Annotated in this window: 15 protein-coding genes; 4 read left to right on the forward strand and 11 right to left on the reverse strand. The window is 32.1% G+C overall.

Annotated elements, in window-relative coordinates:
* Positions 1 to 18: 18 nt before the first annotated feature.
* From SJY34_RS15270 to SJY34_RS15290, 5 genes are all read right to left on the reverse strand, one after another.
* Positions 19 to 771, reverse strand: coding sequence for a DUF4391 domain-containing protein (locus SJY34_RS15270; RefSeq protein ID WP_400077127.1), 753 nt, complete (start codon positions 769 to 771; stop codon positions 19 to 21).
* Between the two features lie 4 nt (positions 772 to 775).
* Positions 776 to 3,976 (reverse strand): helicase-related protein, encoded by a 3,201-nt coding sequence (locus SJY34_RS15275; protein ID WP_400077129.1) that lies wholly within the window; start codon positions 3,974 to 3,976, stop codon positions 776 to 778.
* 177 nt (positions 3,977 to 4,153) lie between these two features.
* Complete coding sequence (locus SJY34_RS15280; protein ID WP_400077131.1) at positions 4,154 to 4,378, reverse strand: hypothetical protein; 225 nt, start codon at positions 4,376 to 4,378, stop codon at positions 4,154 to 4,156.
* Between the two features lie 5 nt (positions 4,379 to 4,383).
* The gene (locus SJY34_RS15285) at positions 4,384 to 4,653 is read right to left on the reverse strand and encodes a hypothetical protein (RefSeq protein ID WP_292944507.1); all 270 of its coding nucleotides are present in this window, start codon (positions 4,651 to 4,653) and stop codon (positions 4,384 to 4,386) included.
* Between the two features lie 22 nt (positions 4,654 to 4,675).
* On the reverse strand, positions 4,676 to 6,013 hold the full coding sequence (locus SJY34_RS15290) for a tyrosine-type recombinase/integrase (RefSeq protein ID WP_400077133.1): 1,338 nt from the start codon (positions 6,011 to 6,013) through the stop codon (positions 4,676 to 4,678).
* A gap of 648 nt (positions 6,014 to 6,661) precedes the next feature.
* Here SJY34_RS15290 and SJY34_RS15295 point away from each other — a divergent pair.
* A complete protein-coding gene (locus SJY34_RS15295) occupies positions 6,662 to 7,576 on the forward strand; it encodes a hypothetical protein (RefSeq protein ID WP_400077135.1) in 915 nt (304 codons plus the stop codon).
* Between the two features lie 178 nt (positions 7,577 to 7,754).
* Here SJY34_RS15295 and rho read toward each other — a convergent pair whose 3' ends face one another.
* The gene (rho, locus tag SJY34_RS15300; protein ID WP_400077137.1) at positions 7,755 to 9,404 is read right to left on the reverse strand and encodes a transcription termination factor Rho; all 1,650 of its coding nucleotides are present in this window, start codon (positions 9,402 to 9,404) and stop codon (positions 7,755 to 7,757) included.
* Between the two features lie 217 nt (positions 9,405 to 9,621).
* On the opposite strand from rho, the gene SJY34_RS15305 reads away from it, so the two are divergent.
* Positions 9,622 to 10,032, forward strand: coding sequence for a DUF4293 domain-containing protein (locus tag SJY34_RS15305; protein ID WP_400077139.1), 411 nt, complete (start codon positions 9,622 to 9,624; stop codon positions 10,030 to 10,032).
* Between the two features lie 62 nt (positions 10,033 to 10,094).
* Here SJY34_RS15305 and SJY34_RS15310 read toward each other — a convergent pair whose 3' ends face one another.
* Entirely contained in the window at positions 10,095 to 10,589 is a 495-nt protein-coding gene (locus SJY34_RS15310; RefSeq protein ID WP_400077141.1) for a metallophosphoesterase family protein, read from the reverse strand.
* 73 nt (positions 10,590 to 10,662) lie between these two features.
* On the opposite strand from SJY34_RS15310, the gene truA reads away from it, so the two are divergent.
* Both truA and SJY34_RS15320 read left to right on the forward strand, forming a co-directional pair.
* The gene (truA, locus tag SJY34_RS15315) at positions 10,663 to 11,412 is read left to right on the forward strand and encodes a tRNA pseudouridine(38-40) synthase TruA (protein ID WP_400077142.1); all 750 of its coding nucleotides are present in this window, start codon (positions 10,663 to 10,665) and stop codon (positions 11,410 to 11,412) included.
* 47 nt (positions 11,413 to 11,459) lie between these two features.
* Complete coding sequence (locus tag SJY34_RS15320) at positions 11,460 to 13,229, forward strand: ABC transporter ATP-binding protein (RefSeq protein WP_400077143.1); 1,770 nt, start codon at positions 11,460 to 11,462, stop codon at positions 13,227 to 13,229.
* A gap of 204 nt (positions 13,230 to 13,433) precedes the next feature.
* Here SJY34_RS15320 and SJY34_RS15325 read toward each other — a convergent pair whose 3' ends face one another.
* From SJY34_RS15325 to folP, 4 genes are read right to left on the reverse strand one after another with little or no spacing between them, the layout of a single operon-like run.
* Positions 13,434 to 14,216 carry a DUF3667 domain-containing protein gene (locus tag SJY34_RS15325; protein WP_400077145.1) on the reverse strand — a complete coding sequence of 261 codons (783 nt, stop codon included), beginning with the start codon at positions 14,214 to 14,216 and terminating at the stop codon, positions 13,434 to 13,436.
* Positions 14,216 to 14,998, reverse strand: a complete 783-nt coding sequence (gene cdaA, locus SJY34_RS15330) for a diadenylate cyclase CdaA (protein ID WP_400077147.1) — start codon at positions 14,996 to 14,998, stop codon at positions 14,216 to 14,218. The genes SJY34_RS15325 and cdaA overlap by 1 nt, the downstream gene beginning before the upstream one ends.
* A 29-nt stretch (positions 14,999 to 15,027) precedes the next feature.
* Entirely contained in the window at positions 15,028 to 15,687 is a 660-nt protein-coding gene (locus SJY34_RS15335) for a hypothetical protein (protein WP_400077149.1), read from the reverse strand.
* A gap of 3 nt (positions 15,688 to 15,690) precedes the next feature.
* The gene (folP, locus tag SJY34_RS15340; RefSeq protein ID WP_400077150.1) at positions 15,691 to 16,518 is read right to left on the reverse strand and encodes a dihydropteroate synthase; all 828 of its coding nucleotides are present in this window, start codon (positions 16,516 to 16,518) and stop codon (positions 15,691 to 15,693) included.
* Positions 16,519 to 16,560: the final 42 nt, after the last annotated feature.

Consider the following 16,560-nt stretch of genomic DNA (forward strand, 5'->3'; position numbering starts at 1 on the left):
GGTTATATGTATAGTTTTTTAAGTTAATTTCTCTATCAATTTTTGTCTTTTTTCTTCGCTTTCTTTTAGGTTCATATTTAACCTTACCTTATCACTAAAAACAGTTTCTTTTTTTATTTGACTCTTTAGGCTAATAATATCTTTATCAATAGCTTCAATTTGTTTTAAGGTTTCAGCGTCTTTATCAATAGTCTTTCCATCTTTAGGACTAAAAGAACCTGTTAGTAAGCTGGTTTCATATTGATGAATAGCTTTTGTAAAACTTTCGTAAAATGCTTTTAAATGCAGATTATGAAATGTTTTTGTGTTTAGTTGATTTAGAAAATCTTGGTTTACTTTTTTGTCTTCTTTTCTATTAAGCCAAGTAGAAGTAATAACTTCATCAATAGTCCTTTTAAGCTTATCAGCTTGGTTAATACTTTTTTTGGCTACGGAAACAGAAAACAGATTTTCAACTTCTAACAAAAGAACTAGAGGATAAGGCATACTTTTTTGAAGAAGGTTAACTACTTGTTTTGTGTATTTAACGTCTGAAAAACCAACAGAAATAATTTCTACTTCATCATAGCTCTCGGTTTTAGTAATAAATTCTGGGATAGCACTATTAAAAGGCTTGTAACTGGCAAGCCAGCGAATATCATTAATAACTTCTTTCAGTAGCTTTTTCTCATTAGTATTAAGCGTACTATTATTACTAATAGCAACTTTTGTTATTCGCTTATCGACTACACATCGTTTATCAATATTTAGTAATTTTATTAGGTTATTCATGGGTCTAATTTTTTATTACTAAATAAGAAATCACTTCAAAATCATCAAGTGAACGTATTTCTTCATTAAGACTTGCGGTTCCTCCAGTAGTGAATAAACTTGCAATTCCCTTTTCTTCGTTTTTACCAACAATTTCTTGAACCGCTGATTCTAGAAGTTCAACATAATCACTCATATCTTTTCCTTGTTTGGTTTCCTTCTTAAAATCATTAACCAAATCAACGAATACTTCTGTTTCACTTGATGACAGTTTTTGATATACATCAAGAATTTTTTTGCTTTGAGTAAAACTCAAAACTAATTCTCCTTCAGAGCTAACATAAGTTAGAAAATATGGGTCGATAGGATTGTGATGCTCTTCTTTTTTGTTTTTCTTACGTTGCTTTAAACAGAAAATCACACCTTCTGGTAAATCTTCAATATTTACTTTAGTTACAGCATGAATACCTGTAGGTGTTTGTTCTAGTATGCCTTCATGTTCTTTCAGGTATTCCATTAAATCCATTTTGAAATCATTGAACGTGAAGTCCATTATGGAAATACCTCCATGTACATCTTCTAAATCAACAACTTCATTTTGCATTTGTTGTAACTGTTTTCTTCGGTAGTCTAAATCATTCATCTCTCCATTGTCTTCAATCACATTTTCTTCACCAGTTGCAGAAATATCTAACAGCACCATACGACCACTTACTCTCGCTTCAAGGTTAATGTATTCATCCAGCTCCATATTAGGCCAGAAATTTACAAGTTGAATTTGAGTGTTGGTTGAACCAAGTCGGTCAATACGTCCAAACCTTTGGATGATACGAACTGGATTCCAATGTATGTCATAGTTAATTAAGTAGTCGCAGTCCTGAAGGTTTTGCCCTTCAGAAATACAATCAGTAGCAATTAAAATATCTATTTCTTCTGTTAATTCAGGATAGATTTTATTTCGTTCTTTGGATTGCGGAGAGAAATTAGTAAGCAATTCATTAAGGTCTGTTCTAACACCTTTCATGGTCGTTTTATTGCTTCCGCTTCCTGTAACCAAAGCCGAATTTATTTGATGCTGATCACTAGCCCATTTACTAATATCGTTATAAAGATATGTTGCTGTATCAGCAAAAGCAGTGAATATAATTACCTTTTTATTTCCTTCATTCAGAGGTTGATTAATTTTATTGTGAATCAGTTCTTTTAATTGAATTAATTTAGCATCTCTATCCGCATTAATTGTTTTGGTTTCTTCGGAAAGTTTGCTTAGACGTGATTTGTCTTCTTCAAGGTCTTGTTTCCAGCGTACTAAATCTAAATCTTGAATTAACACTTTTACTTTGTTGCCAATCAAGAAATCGTCAAGCGTTGGGTCGTCTGTATCAATGTCTTCAATAGATAAATCATCATCAGAATAATCTTCTTCATTTTGAATTTTATCTAACAGAATATCGATTTTACCTAATAGTTTTTCAAGAGTTAAACCGAAAGAGTTAATAGAACTTTCCATTCTCTTTAATAAGTTAACACGCATTAAATGAATCAAACTTTGTTCACGATCAACTTGCTTAAAGACACTCCCAGACTCAAGAGTTAAGTCATAACTTCTATTGTATTCTTCTTGTTTGTCAGGACGAACATATTTAAGTGGCGAATACGCACTGAGGTTAAGCTTTCTAATCGCTCTATTAATGTCCTGAAGAGACGAAAATTCATCAAGCACATCAATATTTGATTTTACATTTTTAGGCAGTAAACGTTCTGGAAATTTTCCTATGTTTTTTAAATCATAATAACGTTCTATGTGTTTTCGAGATCGAGCTATGGTAATTAAATCTAGAAGTTTGAAATATCTTGAATCTAAAGATTCCAATAATTCAGATGTGTTTTTATTATCATCAGGATTTTTTAGCCATTTATTGAACTGCGTTTGAGCAATTTTCATAACGTGATTGATATTGTCTATCCCAAATTCAGAAAAAGCAGTTTCTTGTCCTTCAGTAATAAACGCAACCTGATTTTTTAAATCATTCATTCTGTTATTTACAGGAGTTGCAGATAACATTAAAACTTTTGTTTTTACACCGGCTTTTATAATGTGATTCATCAGCTTACCATAACGAGTTTCTCTATCACGTCTTGGATTGTTGTTTCTAAAGTTGTGAGATTCATCAATAACAACTAAATCGTAATTCCCCCAATTAATAGTCTCAAGATTGATTTCTCCAGATAAACCACGTTCTCTATTTAAATCTGTGTGGTTTAAAACATCATAATTAAATCTGTCTTCAGCTAAAATATTTCGCTTATCATTGAGGGTATAAACCGTCCAGTTGTCTCGAAGCTTTTTAGGGCAAAGTACAAGCACTCTATCGTTTCTTAATTCATAGTATTTAATTACCGCTAATGCTTGAAATGTTTTACCTAAACCAACACTGTCAGCAAGAATACAACCTCCATACTTCTCAACTTTATCAATAGTTCCTAATACACCATCCTTTTGGAATTTATACAGTTTGTTCCAAACAAGAGTATCCTTAAAACCCGTCTTGGTTTTGATAATTTTTTCTTCATCTAAATCAACCAAATAGTCTTTGAAAATGTTATACAGAGTGAAGTAGTAGACTGAAGAAGGAGTGTTATCCTTGTATGCCAACTCTAATTGTTCTAAAACATCCTTTTTAACATCAGACATTAAAGCTTCATTGTTCCAATTTTGATTGAAGAAGTTGAGCATTTGTTGAGTAACTTCAGGATCATGAGTTACTGTGTTCATTGTGATTTTGTCGTTCGGCGCAAATCCTAAATCTGATGCAGAAAGATTTGATGTTGAAATATTTATGCCAGTTAATTTTTCACCTTCGAGATGTATTAAATTAGTACCTATAACACCCGGGATTTTGGTCGATTTTATTTCAGTTTTAGCTTTAACCCAGTCTGCACATTCTTGTGCTATTTTATGAATATTTAATTGATTTTTAAATCGGTATTCATATCTATCACCATTAATGTCAGTAGTTAAATCAGTAAAAAACTGTCTGTCTTCGTAAGTAAACAAACCAGAACTCAATATTAATTTTAAATTATCAATTTTAGAGAGCTCTTTTTTTAGTTCATGAAACCCATAAATAGTAAAATAAGCAGCTATAATAGATGCTTTATCATTTTCTTTAATATTTTGGATTAGGGTTTCTCCTAATGTTTTTTTTGTATAGGTATTGGTCATTTTTTTATTTTCTTCCTTTAACCTTGAAATTCTTCATAAGGGCGTCTAACAGTTTGATATTAATATCATACCACTGCGCCATTAATTTATAAATTACAAGGGGAGAATTTATCTGTTAAAAATAGGAAAATTAAAAACTCCAGCAAAAGGCTGGAGTTTTTAATATTTTAATTTATTTTATCTTTCTAAATCTAAGTCACGTTTTTTAGATTTCGAACTTTTTAAATCATCTAACTCTTGCGTTCTTGATTTTACTTTTTGTTGCTTAAACTCACGTTCTCCATCCTTGAGTCCTTGAATGTAATCATTTGAAGAAGTGGTGTTTAAAATGTTCTCCAAAAGCTCTGGCTTATGCTCTTTTAAAAGATAACCATCGTTGAAACCCTTAATGTATTTTTCCATATTCATTAGAACGATGATTTAGTATGTGATTTTAAATAGTCCAAGATAGAGTCGTAGTCATACAGAATGATTTTCTTTTGTGGCTGAGAAAAAGTAATCTGTCCCTCGTCTCTTAGTTTTTGAAGTGTTGTTTTACTTTTGATATTGAGAACTTCCATAGCACGTTCAGGTGATATCCACTTGTCGTGTGTGATATTTTGCTTTTCTTTTAAGCGCTCTACAACATCTTCTATGAGCTTATAAAAGGCTTCATCTTGTAAACAAATTACTTCCATGTGTTAAAGATAAAAAATTCTGTTAATTGATAACGGCATCAAGTGCATCATCTGCATCCTTATTTATGAAGTTGGCTTGATAACCAATCGTTGTTTTTAAATCCGTGTGGCGGTAGAGCTTTTGTAACATCAAAGGATTAATCTTATCACCAGCAATATTTCCGAAGGTGTGCCTTGCAATGTGGTTTGATAGGTTCTTATCTATCTCGCATTGTGATGCGATACGTTTCAAGTATTTATTAAAAAGGCTTGTGGCGTTTCGTGCTTTTACAAAAACATCCTCTGCGTCTTTTTGATTTGCTTTCTTGAGGAACGGAAAAACAAAATCATTTTTCGATTGCTTATCATTCTTATAATGGTCTATGATAGTTTGAGCTTTGTCTGGAATTTTAAGGCTTACTGTTTTATCATTTTTGTTCATGACGTACATAAGTCGGTCATCAACAAAATCTGACCACCGCATCATAAGAACATCAGAAATCCGTATTCCTGCGAAATAATAGGAGAAGAGCCAAACGTTTCTTGTGTGCCAAATAGTACTGTCAACTTCAGCTTCAAGGTTTTCTATTTTAGTTACTTCTTCTTTGGTTAATCCAATTTTGAGACTGCTCTTAATTCTTATTTTTTCCTTGTCTCCTGCAAAGGGATAGAACTTCTCATTAGCTATTCCTTCTTTGATAGCATTGTTATAGAGTGTTCGGATAAAAATTAATTGATTGGTAAGTGTTCGCTCTTTGTGATTGAGGTAGGTGCTACAAAATGATTTAAATTTATTAATAAACGCCATATCTACATCTGAAAAATAGAGCGTCTCATCTTTTTCAAAGTTCTTTATTCCTAGCATAATTGAGGTCTTCGGGTTCATGCCCTTTTTGTGACGAGACTTTCTGCGCTCCTTTATGCCATCTATGATGCTTTGTTTTGAAACTGTTTCGCTCAGGTTCATAAATTCTTTAATGTTATAGAGGATTGAAAGTTCAGATCGAGCAACTGAAAATGTACCCTTGTCATATTTATCTTTTACTCGCTGTGCACCATGCTGAAAGAACGATACATTTTTGCCTTTTCGTTTTACTTTCTTCTGTATTTGTTTTGTTGAAACCATCTCATTATTTGAAGTGGCTTCAAGGAGTGTATCGTCGGCTTCAGCGAGTTTCTTTAAAAGATAGTTGTTAAGCCTTGCAGAGTTAGGATGTGATTTTTTTACCTTACATAGAATAGGATCCCAATCTTTCTCTAAGATATATTTACCAGTAAATATATATCGCGGTTTACGGTCTTTGGTAATACGGAGCGCAATAGGATATTTATCATCTTTCTTTTTGTAATGTTTCCAAAGGAGTATCTTTACAGTTGCCATATTATATAGGTGTTTTGGAACTATAAATATACGCAAAGGTTTTGAGTTGTTGTAAAACATTTGTAAAACATTTAGTGGTTTTACATGGTTTTAAGTGGTTTTGTGAAATAGTTAGTTTACTGATAATTAGCTAAATAAATACATTTGGAACCATATAAAACCATATAGCGTAAGGCTCATAACCCGAAGGTCACTGGTTCGAGTCCAGTTCCCGCTACTAAGTAAATCACTTTATAATCAACGGTTTAGTTCACTCTAAATCGTTTTTTTATGTCTAGTATGTACGTTTAATTACCTTAGAATTTAAAAATTGAAATGATTTTGAAGGGAAATCTAAATCTTCGATTTCTAAGGTCTTAAATTGAAAGGTTTATTTGGAGGAGATGGATAATCTTTGGTATTCATTTATTTCAGACAATTTAACTTTCTTTCGGCGTTTTTATTTTAAGTGGCTGCCTGGTGCGGGTCGTTCTTTTGCGGAAAAGTTAGTGCCATCTTTCCGAGTTAATATAATTAATTTGTCCTTTTATTACTTTAAATGAATGATTATATGTGTTTTAATCGAATATAATGGCGAAGTTAACGTAATATTCTTACAAAACTTTTTAATTATTTTATATTGCCAGACCCTGTTAATCTATAATAGTTATGAAAGTATCAAAAACCCCATTGATAGTTTCGATATTCTTAATCGGAATTATGTCATATGCACAAAACAGTGCAGATGAAGAGTCTAGAACATTTAATTTAATAGATGTTGATAAAAATGAAATCGTTACCATTCGGGAAATGATTAATTTTTATAAAGCACAAACTGATGAAAACGGTGAAGCTATCAATGCAAAAAAATTGTTTTACGGACTTGACGCGAATAAAAATAGCATAATTACTTTAGATGAATATATCCAAGGAGTGGATTGGCAACTCGCTGAAGAATTCGTGAATAAATGGGGTAAAAACGCTGAAAAGAAAGAAGAATTCGACAGTCAGAAGATTCTAACAGAAAAATTTACTAAAATAGATGTTGACAAGAATGAAGAACTAAGTCTTAATGAAGTAATGAATTTCTATAAAAATAAGATGAGTAAGACTACAGGAAATCCTATTGATGGTAAATTGAATTTCTATGCTTACGACACTAATGAAGATGGTAAAATTCCTCTAGAAGAGTTTCTCAAAAAACCTAATTGGAAAGTGGCAGCACTAAGACTACAAAATGATGAAGTCGAAGTGCAAATAGAAGAAGAGTTATACTCAAACGACGAAGTAGATTTAGAAGATAATGTAAATTTATCAGAGATTGATTCAGTATCAGACGAGCATTTAAACAAGCAAATAGCTATGTTTAATAAAGCAGATAAAGATGAAAATTTCAAATTAACTATTGAAGAATTTATTAATTATTACGAAGGTAAAACGGACAAAGCAGGTAATGCAGTCAATGCAGAACTTAATTTTTATGGTTTAGATAAAGATGGTGATGGTTTTGTGAATTTAGTTGAATTCACTACAAAAATAGATTGGGAATTGGCTAGTAAAAAATATGAATCAAGAAGGCAATAATTGTTGAACTAGGTAGATTTTTAATTTCCATAAGATCATTTTTCTGGTTTTTATAGAATTTACGCTAATGCTAATTTTTATGATACATTCATAAAACTAGAGTGTAGTATAAGTAATTACATAAAAAAACCTTGAACGAATTAGTTCAAGGTTTTTTATTTATTTTAAATAAGATATTCTAGCCATTCATGGAAATTAAGAACTCTTCATTGTTTCGTGTTTGCTTGAAACGATCATTAATAAATTCCATAGCTTCAACAGGATTCATATCTGCTAAATACTTACGCATCACCCACATTCTCTGAATCGTTGTTTCGTCTAATAAAATATCATCACGTCTTGTACTAGAAGACGTTAAGTCAATGGCAGGGAAAATACGACGGTTAGAAATCTTACGATCTAACTGTAGTTCCATATTTCCAGTTCCTTTGAATTCTTCAAAAATCACTTCATCCATTTTAGAACCTGTTTCAGTAAGTGCAGTTGCAATTATGGTTAAAGAACCTCCATTTTCAATTTTACGAGCAGCACCAAAGAAACGTTTCGGCTTATGTAATGCATTTGCATCAACACCACCAGAAAGAATCTTTCCAGAGGCCGGTTGTACTGTATTGTAGGCTCTTGCTAAACGTGTAATAGAATCTAGTAAGATGACCACATCATGCCCACATTCAACCAAACGTTTTGCTTTTTCTAAAACAATATTGGCAATTTTAACATGCTCATGTGCTTCTTTGTCAAAAGTAGAAGCTATAACTTCACCGCGAACATTACGTTGCATGTCTGTTACCTCCTCAGGACGTTCATCAATTAATAATATCATCTGATATACTTCTGGATGATTTGCCGCTATGGCATTTGCAACATCCTTAAGAAGCATCGTTTTACCTGTTTTTGGTTGTGACACGATCATACCACGTTGCCCTTTTCCTATAGGTGCAAACAAATCCATAATACGCGTAGAAATTGTGGCTTGTTTTTCAGCAAGATTAAATTTCTCTTGAGGAAATAATGGTGTTAAATGTTCAAAAGCAACACGGTCTCTTACAACATTAGGATTTTGGCCATTAATCTTACTCACTTTAATTAAAGGGAAATATTTTTCTCCCTCTTTAGGTGGCCTCACATGGCCTAAAACTGTATCTCCAGTTTTTAAACCAAACAATCTAATCTGAGATTGCGATACATAAATATCATCAGGAGAGGTTAGATAATTATAATCTGAAGATCTTAAAAATCCGTATCCATCTTGCATAATGTCTAAGACACCTTCACTTTCAATAATAGCGTCAAATTCAAAATCTGGTTCACGATAACGGTTTCTGTTATCTTTATTACCATTATTTTTTTGATTGTGATTATTTCGGTTTTTATTGCCGTCTTTAGAACGATTTTGATTTTGTCTTTTGTCGTTGTTCTGGTTGTTGTTAGAACGTCGATTATCGTCTTTGCGATCGTTAGCCTTATTATCTTGCCTTTTATGATTTTGTCTATCTGTATTATTAGGCTTATCATTATTATGCTTAGGCTCTTGAGGTTTTGATTCCTCTTTTTTATCAGAAAACTCTAAAGACTTTTGGTCTTTATTATCTTGAGGTTTCTTTTCAACCCTTGCTCGTTTTTGTTGAGGCTTGTTTTGTTTTGGTTCTGGCTTAGTATTAGTTTCAACTTTAGACTTAACCGCATTAGGGTTTGCTGCTTGGTAATCTAAAATCTGATAAACCAAGTCTAACTTTTTTAGTGAACGGTATTTTGGTACCTTTAGTTGTTTAGCTAACTCCTGTAGTTCAGGTAGTTTTTTAGCTTTTAACTGTGAAATTTCAAACATTCGTATGTAGTATAATGTATTATAATTTTGATATTATTAATTCAAAGTTTTCTAAATGATTTAAAAAGAGAAAAAGTGAAATTAATGTGGAAGATTAGAATGATGCAACTCAGTACGTTACTCCTTTCTATTGCAATAATACAATATTATTTTAAAACAATTTCTATCTTTTTAAAAAATAAACTACTAATTTTGCATTGCTTTTTTAGTAAAGGACATGATTCAACGTATTCAAACACTGTATTTAGTTTTAGTCACTGGTATTTCAGCGGGTTTAATATTTGTGTTTCATTTGTGGACCAACATGCAAGGAGATAAGGTATTTGCCTTAGATAACTACCTGTATTTTGGTCTATTTTTAGGATCAGCACTTTTGTCTTTTATTTCAATTTTTAGTTTTAAAAACAGGAAGTCTCAGTTTATGTTGGGACGACTTAATATAATATTAAACTTTATTTTACTAGGAATCTTTGTTTATCAATCTCTAAATTTATCTGGAGAAACTAACGTTTCTGAGAAAGGTATTGGGATTCTTCTTCCTATTTTTTCTATTGTGTGTTTAGTCTTGGCTAACAAGGCTATTAAAAAGGATGAAGATCTTGTAAAATCTGTAGATCGATTACGATGAACCTAAAATCTTAGTAGTATTAGTGAGAAAAGCCCAGACACTGTCGTCTGGGCTTTTCATTTTTAGCGCTTTTCAAACTCTATAACTTCTAAGTCTTTTATGTTTTTACCATCAATTTTAAAACGAAGCATAGTTCTAATTTTATGAAAGCCATGCTTACCTACTGCTCCTGGATTCATATGTAATAAATTCAAGTTTTTATCTGGCATTACTTTTAGGATATGCGAATGCCCTGTGATAAAAATATCTGGTGGATTAGATTGTAATCTTTCTTTAACTCTATTATTATATTTTGGTGGATAACCACCAATATGCGTTATCCAGACATCAACACCTTCACATTTAAATCTATTATGAAGGGGAAATTCTGTTCTTGCTTTTGCATCATCAATATTACCATAAACTGCCTTTAATGGTTTCAAAGCTTTTATACGGTCTGTTACATTCAAATCTCCAATATCACCAGCATGCCATACTTCGTCTGCTTGCTTTACATATTTAAGTATTGCATCATCCATGTAGCTATGTGTATCGGATAAAAGAAGGATTTTTCGCATTAAGATAATATTGTGATTTTAACTCGTAATTCTGCTTATCTTTGTAGCTTCTGAGCAAAAATAGTCTATTCTTTTGAGATATTTTCTAGAATTTTCATACAATGGTAAAGCATATCATGGTTGGCAAAATCAGCCAAATGCCATCACAGTACAAGAGGTTTTAGAAAAGGCTTTGTGCACAATTCTTAAAAGTGAAATTTCTACAATGGGAGCAGGTAGAACAGATGCAGGAGTGCACGCTTCGCAAATGTTTGCTCATTTTGATTTTGAAGAAAATTTTGAGCCCAAGGATTTAATTTATAAGTTGAATTCGTTTTTACCTAACGATATTGCCGTTACGGATGTATTTGAGGTAAAACCAGATGCACACGCCAGATTTGATGCAATAAGCAGAACGTATCATTATAAGATTTCAACAGCAAAAAATGTCTTTGACTATGACTTTACATATGGGGTTCCATTGCCTTTGAATATTGTGAAAATGAACGAAGCATGTAAAATATTATTTGAGTATAAAGATTTTCAATGCTTTTCTAAAAGTAATACAGATGTAAAAACGTATAATTGTGATATAAAAGAAGCTTTTTGGACTGAGAAGTCTAATCAGTTGATATTTAAAATAACGGCGGATCGCTTTTTAAGAAATATGGTAAGGGCTATTGTTGGTACCATCATAAGTATTGGTTTAGGAAAGCTCAACCCTGAAGATTTGCACAATATCATTGCTTCAAAAGATAGAAGCGAAGCAGGATTTTCAGTTCCGGCGCATGGACTATATTTGGTAGAAATAGTTTATCCAGATACTATAAAAATTAATGAATAATAATTCCGTTTGGTCGGAAAGAGATACCGAAACAAGTTCGGCACAAGATGGCAGAAGAAAAAAAGAAAAAAATATTTGATGTATCGCTTTTTAAGCGTCTATTGCAGTACATAAAACCTTATCGTACGGTTTTTGTGATTTCTTTATTCTGTGTGGTTGGTTTAGCTATTTTTGGTGCCTTAAGACCTTATGTTCTTCAACAGGCTATTGATACCCAAATTGCTGAAAAGAAGTACAACGGGTTTGTTTTTTATATCGTTGTAATGCTCGCGCTACTTGCTGTTGAAGTGATTTGTCAATTGCTATTCATTTATTATGCAAGTTGGTTGGGCCAGTCGGTAGTTAAAGATATTCGTGTGAAGTTGTTTAAGCATATGCTTAAGTTTAGAATGGCTTATTTCGATAAATCTTCCGTTGGTGTTTTAATTACCAGAGCTGTCACAGATATGGAGCGTATTGCAGATATATTTGGGCAAGGGCTTTTTATGATCTTTAGCGATATATTAAAAATGGTTGTGGTCGCAGGATTTATGATGTATATGAATTGGAAATTAACGCTCATTGTACTTGTAACAATGCCAATTATTCTTTTCGCTACCAAGATTTTTCAAAAGTATATGAAGAAAGCTTTTGAAGATGTAAGGACTGAGGTCTCTAATCTCAATTCGTTTGTGCAAGAGCGTGTTACTGGCATGAAAATTTTGCAATTATTCACGAGAGAAGAGACTGAGTATAAAAAATTTAAAGCAATCAACGAACGTCATAAAAAGGGATGGTTAAAAACCGTTTGGTATAATTCTATTTTCTTTCCAATTGCAGAATTTGTATCCTCATTAACTTTGGGAGCTGTGATTTGGATTGGTGGCTTAAATACAGTTGTTGGCCAGACAGCATCGTTGGGAGATTTAATTGCTTTTACCATGTTTATTCCAATGTTGTTTAGACCATTATATCAAATTGCCAATAAGTTTAATACACTACAAATGGGAATGGTAGCTGCAGATCGTGTATTTAAGGTTTTAGATACAGATTCTAATATTGATGATGTCGGTACTATTGAAGCCAATCATTTTAAAGGTAATATTGAATTTGAAAACGTGAGGTTTTCTTATGTAAAAGATGAAGAAGTTTTAAAAGGAATCTCTCTTAATGTAGAAGCTGGTGAAACCGTTGCTATTGTAGGTGCAACAGGAGCTGGAAAATCTACTATTATAAATCTTTTGAATCGTTTTTACGAAATCAATTCAGGGTCAATTAAAGTTGATGGTACAGATATAAAAGATATGACTTTGAGTTCGTTGCGGAATCAGATCGCTGTTGTGCTTCAAGATGTCTTTTTGTTTGCAGACACTATTTTAAACAATATTACCCTCAATAATGATTACATTACTGAAGAAGATGTTATTACAGCTGCCAAAGCTATTGGTATCCATGATTTTATTTCAACGCTTCCTGGCGGTTATCATTACAACGTTAAAGAGAGAGGTGTAATGTTATCCTCTGGTCAGCGTCAGTTGATTTCGTTTTTAAGAGCTTATGTGACTAACCCAAGTATATTAATTTTAGACGAAGCGACATCTTCTGTAGATTCTTATTCAGAGCAGCTCATACAAGATGCTACTGATACCATTACTAAAGGGAGAACCTCTATAGTTATTGCACATCGCTTAGCCACCATTCAACAAGCAGATAAAATTATTGTTATGGATGCTGGTGAAATTGTTGAAATCGGTACACACAAATCGCTTCTAAAAAAGGAAGATGGTTATTATAAAAATCTTTATGAAGTTCAGTTTTTAAAGGCTGAAGCGGTTTAAGTTATGTTTTGGTTTTAAAGCTATTGAGATCATACGTGCCAGTCATTAAACCAAGTATAAACGATATTCTTCAAGTATTATATAACTAATCACTAAGATGTTAAAATAAGTTTTTAAGTGTTAGACGTTTTCTAATCATCTTGCCACCACAACTTTTATAGTAATCGTCTTGTTCTGATAATTCGGTATGGCAGTTTTTGCAATTCATTTGTTGAATGCTATAATCATTACAATCATTAAAATTGTAAAGAATACTGTTGTTGAAATCATGATAACAGTCAAAACCAATAAAAATCTCAGCAACGTTTTCCAAAAATTATTTTTGAATATGCGTTTTAGAATGAAAAATAAATAAGCGAAATAAGGAATTGATAATAACGCAGATACAATAACGTAGTCCCATCCAAAAAATAAGAACAGTATACTAAAAACTGAAGTGACGATAATAAATTGAGCAGAATAGTAAAGGTTTAAAACTAAATGCTCCGTGAAATTATAAATACGCTGCTTAAATAAATAATAAATAGACCAAGTTCCAAATGCATAGAATGGAACGGTGATAATATAAATTAACCCTTGATAATTTAAAAAATTATTAAAATCAAAATTTGGTAATAGGTTGTCTACATTAGTTTGTGATGCATTAAAGCCTTCATTAAAACCATCTCCAAAAACTAAGGACTCTTTAAAAAACGTTGTCATTAAAAATACTTGGATACCAGCTAGTGTCAAAGAAATAGCAAAATATTGAAGGACATCAATATATTTTTTTCTAGTACCATGAATGTAACCATCAATTACGGCTTCTGGTTTTTTGAAAAGATCTATAAACGTGCGTAAAAATTTATTATCAATAGAAATAAACTGCTCATTGACTTGCGCTGCAAGTACTTTTGGTGTTAAGCGATTTTGTATCACTTTTGCGCCACACTCATCACAGAATTTCTGCGTATCAATTAGCTTTTTGTTGCAGTTCTTACACTCCACTAACCTAAATCTTTTTTAATCTTTTCTGTAAGCTCGTCAGTGTCTTTAAACATGACAAAATCTCCATTCTTAATATAAGAAATCTGTCCAGTTTCTTCACTTACACAAAGTGCTAGCGCATCTGTTTTTTCAGTGATACCGACAGCAGCTCTGTGTCTTAACCCAAAACGTTCAGGGATGTTTTTTTCGTTATTTACAGGAAGTATAACACGCGTCGCTTTAACAACATTATTATCTATAATTATAGCACCATCATGTAAAGGGCTATTCTTAAAAAAGATACTTTCTATAATGGGTTGCGAGACTAAGATATTCATCTCATCACCTGTATTGGTAAGAAAATCTAAATTGTTATTTCGTTCTATGACTATTAAAGCTCCTGTATTTGATGCACCCATTTTATTACATGCTTTTATAATCGCATCAACATCAGTTGAGGTTTGGTCATCATTTTTAAGAAACTTAAAGTTTTTGAAAAAGCTTTTCTTTCCACCAATATTTGTAGAACCAACCATTAGTAGAAACTTTCTGATTTCTGGTTGAAAGACAACGATTAACGCAATAATACCAACCTTCATAAACCCATCAAAAATGCTATAAAGCATGTGCATTTCGAGGTAATCGGTTAAGCGCCATGCAAAATAAATGATAAGAATACCAATAAAAATATTGATAGCTACTGTACCTTTTACAAGTTTGTAGATATAATAGAGCAATATGGCAACAAGGAAGACATCTATAAAATCTATAAATCTAAAATCCCAAAGTTGTAAGTTTTCCAAAAGGCTAGTCTTTTTGCTAATTTAACAAATTAAGGGTTAAATATGAATTCATTTTTAGATATACTCTTTTCAAACGGTCTTAGAATGGACTTAATATCTATGTAATCTTGAAAAATTAAGTTTTCACTGAACGCAAGTAGTAATATTTTGAGCTCCTTGTCTTTTTTATAGCTTTTATCTAAAACACTCGCTAAATTCTCTAAGGTTGCTTTGTATACTGCATTACTGTTTGAAATTATTTGAATATCAGTTAAGTCGAAAACTATTAGATGACAGAGCTCATTAGAATTATCTTCAACAGAGTCTTCACTACTCAAATAGTTTACCTCAGTAAACTCCAAAAACCCCAAATTACTAATACTAGTATCATTACAAGTAAAGTAATTTTTAGCATCTTCATTTTTATGCATTTCTGCATTTTGTTTTTTGTCTTGTAAGAATTTGATGTGTGGAATGGCTTGTTTTAACGTCAAGCGTTTATCCACATTAACCAACCAATTGGTTGTACTTATTAAATTTTTTCGGTTCAATAAAGTCGAATCTGGTTTCGTTTCATCATAAAAAATATAAGCTGGTGAGACGTCTAAAACTTCTGTGACTTCAGCATTTTCAATTTCGGGAAGTAATAACACACGTTCGTTATTACAATTAAAAAAACATAAAATAACAAGTAGATAAATATAGCGCATAGTTTAATTTGAAGTCAATTGATTAAAAAGTGTCACACATTCCATGGCTTCTTTTACATCATGAGCACGCAGAATATTGGCTCCTTTTTGTAAAGCTACCATGTGTAGAGCCGTTGTTCCGTTTAATGCATTCTCTGAAGTAGTGTTTAAAGTTTTATAAATCATAGATTTTCTAGATACACCTGCTAGCATTGGTTTGTCTAACATTTTTAGTAGTTCTAGATGATTTAAAAGTTCAAAATTCTGTTCGGTAGTTTTTGCAAAACCAAATCCAGGATCTATAATAATATCGTTTATTTTTTCTGAATGGGCAGCAGAAATACGTTCAGCAAAATAAGAAATCACTTCTTTCAACAAATCTTTATAATCTGTTTGTTGTTGCATGGTTTTAGGATTTCCTTTCATATGCATCATAATGTATGGTACACCTAATTTACCAACGGTTGCTAACATGTTGTGATCATGCTTTCCAGCAGAAATATCATTAACGAGCGCAGCACCAGCTTCAATGCTTTGTCTTACGACCTCGCTTCTAAATGTGTCAATAGAGATTAAAGTTCCGGAAAAATGCTTCAAAATAAGCTCTATTACCGGAATCACTCGATTCAGTTCTTCAACTTCAGAAACCTCATCTGCACCTGGACGAGAACTATAACCACCAATATCTATAAAAGTAGCTCCATCGTTTAGCATGGATTCAACCTGATTTATAATCTGAGCTTCGTCTCTATATTTTCCTCCGTCGTAAAAAGAATCGGGTGTTATATTAAGAATTCCCATCACTTTTGGTGACGTTAAATCAATCAATTGGCCTTTGCAGTTAATGGTCATATTTCTTGTAATTAAGGTCTTAGTAAAACTTTAAACCTCAAA

This window comes from Winogradskyella sp. R77965 (assembly GCF_044594915.1).
GTDB lineage: Bacteria > Bacteroidota > Bacteroidia > Flavobacteriales > Flavobacteriaceae > Winogradskyella.

Excerpts from the sequence above, each read along its gene's own strand:
- SJY34_RS15270 (WP_400077127.1), bottom strand. The coding sequence starts at position 771 with ATGAATAACCTAATAAAATTACTAAATATTGATAAACGATGTGTAGTC.
- SJY34_RS15275 (WP_400077129.1), bottom strand. The coding sequence starts at position 3,976 with ATGACCAATACCTATACAAAAAAAACATTAGGAGAAACCCTAATCCAA.
- SJY34_RS15280 (WP_400077131.1), bottom strand. The coding sequence starts at position 4,378 with ATGGAAAAATACATTAAGGGTTTCAACGATGGTTATCTTTTAAAAGAG.
- SJY34_RS15285 (WP_292944507.1), bottom strand. The coding sequence starts at position 4,653 with ATGGAAGTAATTTGTTTACAAGATGAAGCCTTTTATAAGCTCATAGAA.
- SJY34_RS15290 (WP_400077133.1), bottom strand. The coding sequence starts at position 6,013 with ATGGCAACTGTAAAGATACTCCTTTGGAAACATTACAAAAAGAAAGAT.
- SJY34_RS15295 (WP_400077135.1), top strand. The coding sequence starts at position 6,662 with ATGAAAGTATCAAAAACCCCATTGATAGTTTCGATATTCTTAATCGGA.
- rho (WP_400077137.1), bottom strand. The coding sequence starts at position 9,404 with ATGTTTGAAATTTCACAGTTAAAAGCTAAAAAACTACCTGAACTACAG.
- SJY34_RS15305 (WP_400077139.1), top strand. The coding sequence starts at position 9,622 with ATGATTCAACGTATTCAAACACTGTATTTAGTTTTAGTCACTGGTATT.
- SJY34_RS15310 (WP_400077141.1), bottom strand. The coding sequence starts at position 10,589 with ATGCGAAAAATCCTTCTTTTATCCGATACACATAGCTACATGGATGAT.
- SJY34_RS15320 (WP_400077143.1), top strand. The coding sequence starts at position 11,460 with ATGGCAGAAGAAAAAAAGAAAAAAATATTTGATGTATCGCTTTTTAAG.
- SJY34_RS15335 (WP_400077149.1), bottom strand. The coding sequence starts at position 15,687 with ATGCGCTATATTTATCTACTTGTTATTTTATGTTTTTTTAATTGTAAT.
- folP (WP_400077150.1), bottom strand. The coding sequence starts at position 16,518 with ATGACCATTAACTGCAAAGGCCAATTGATTGATTTAACGTCACCAAAA.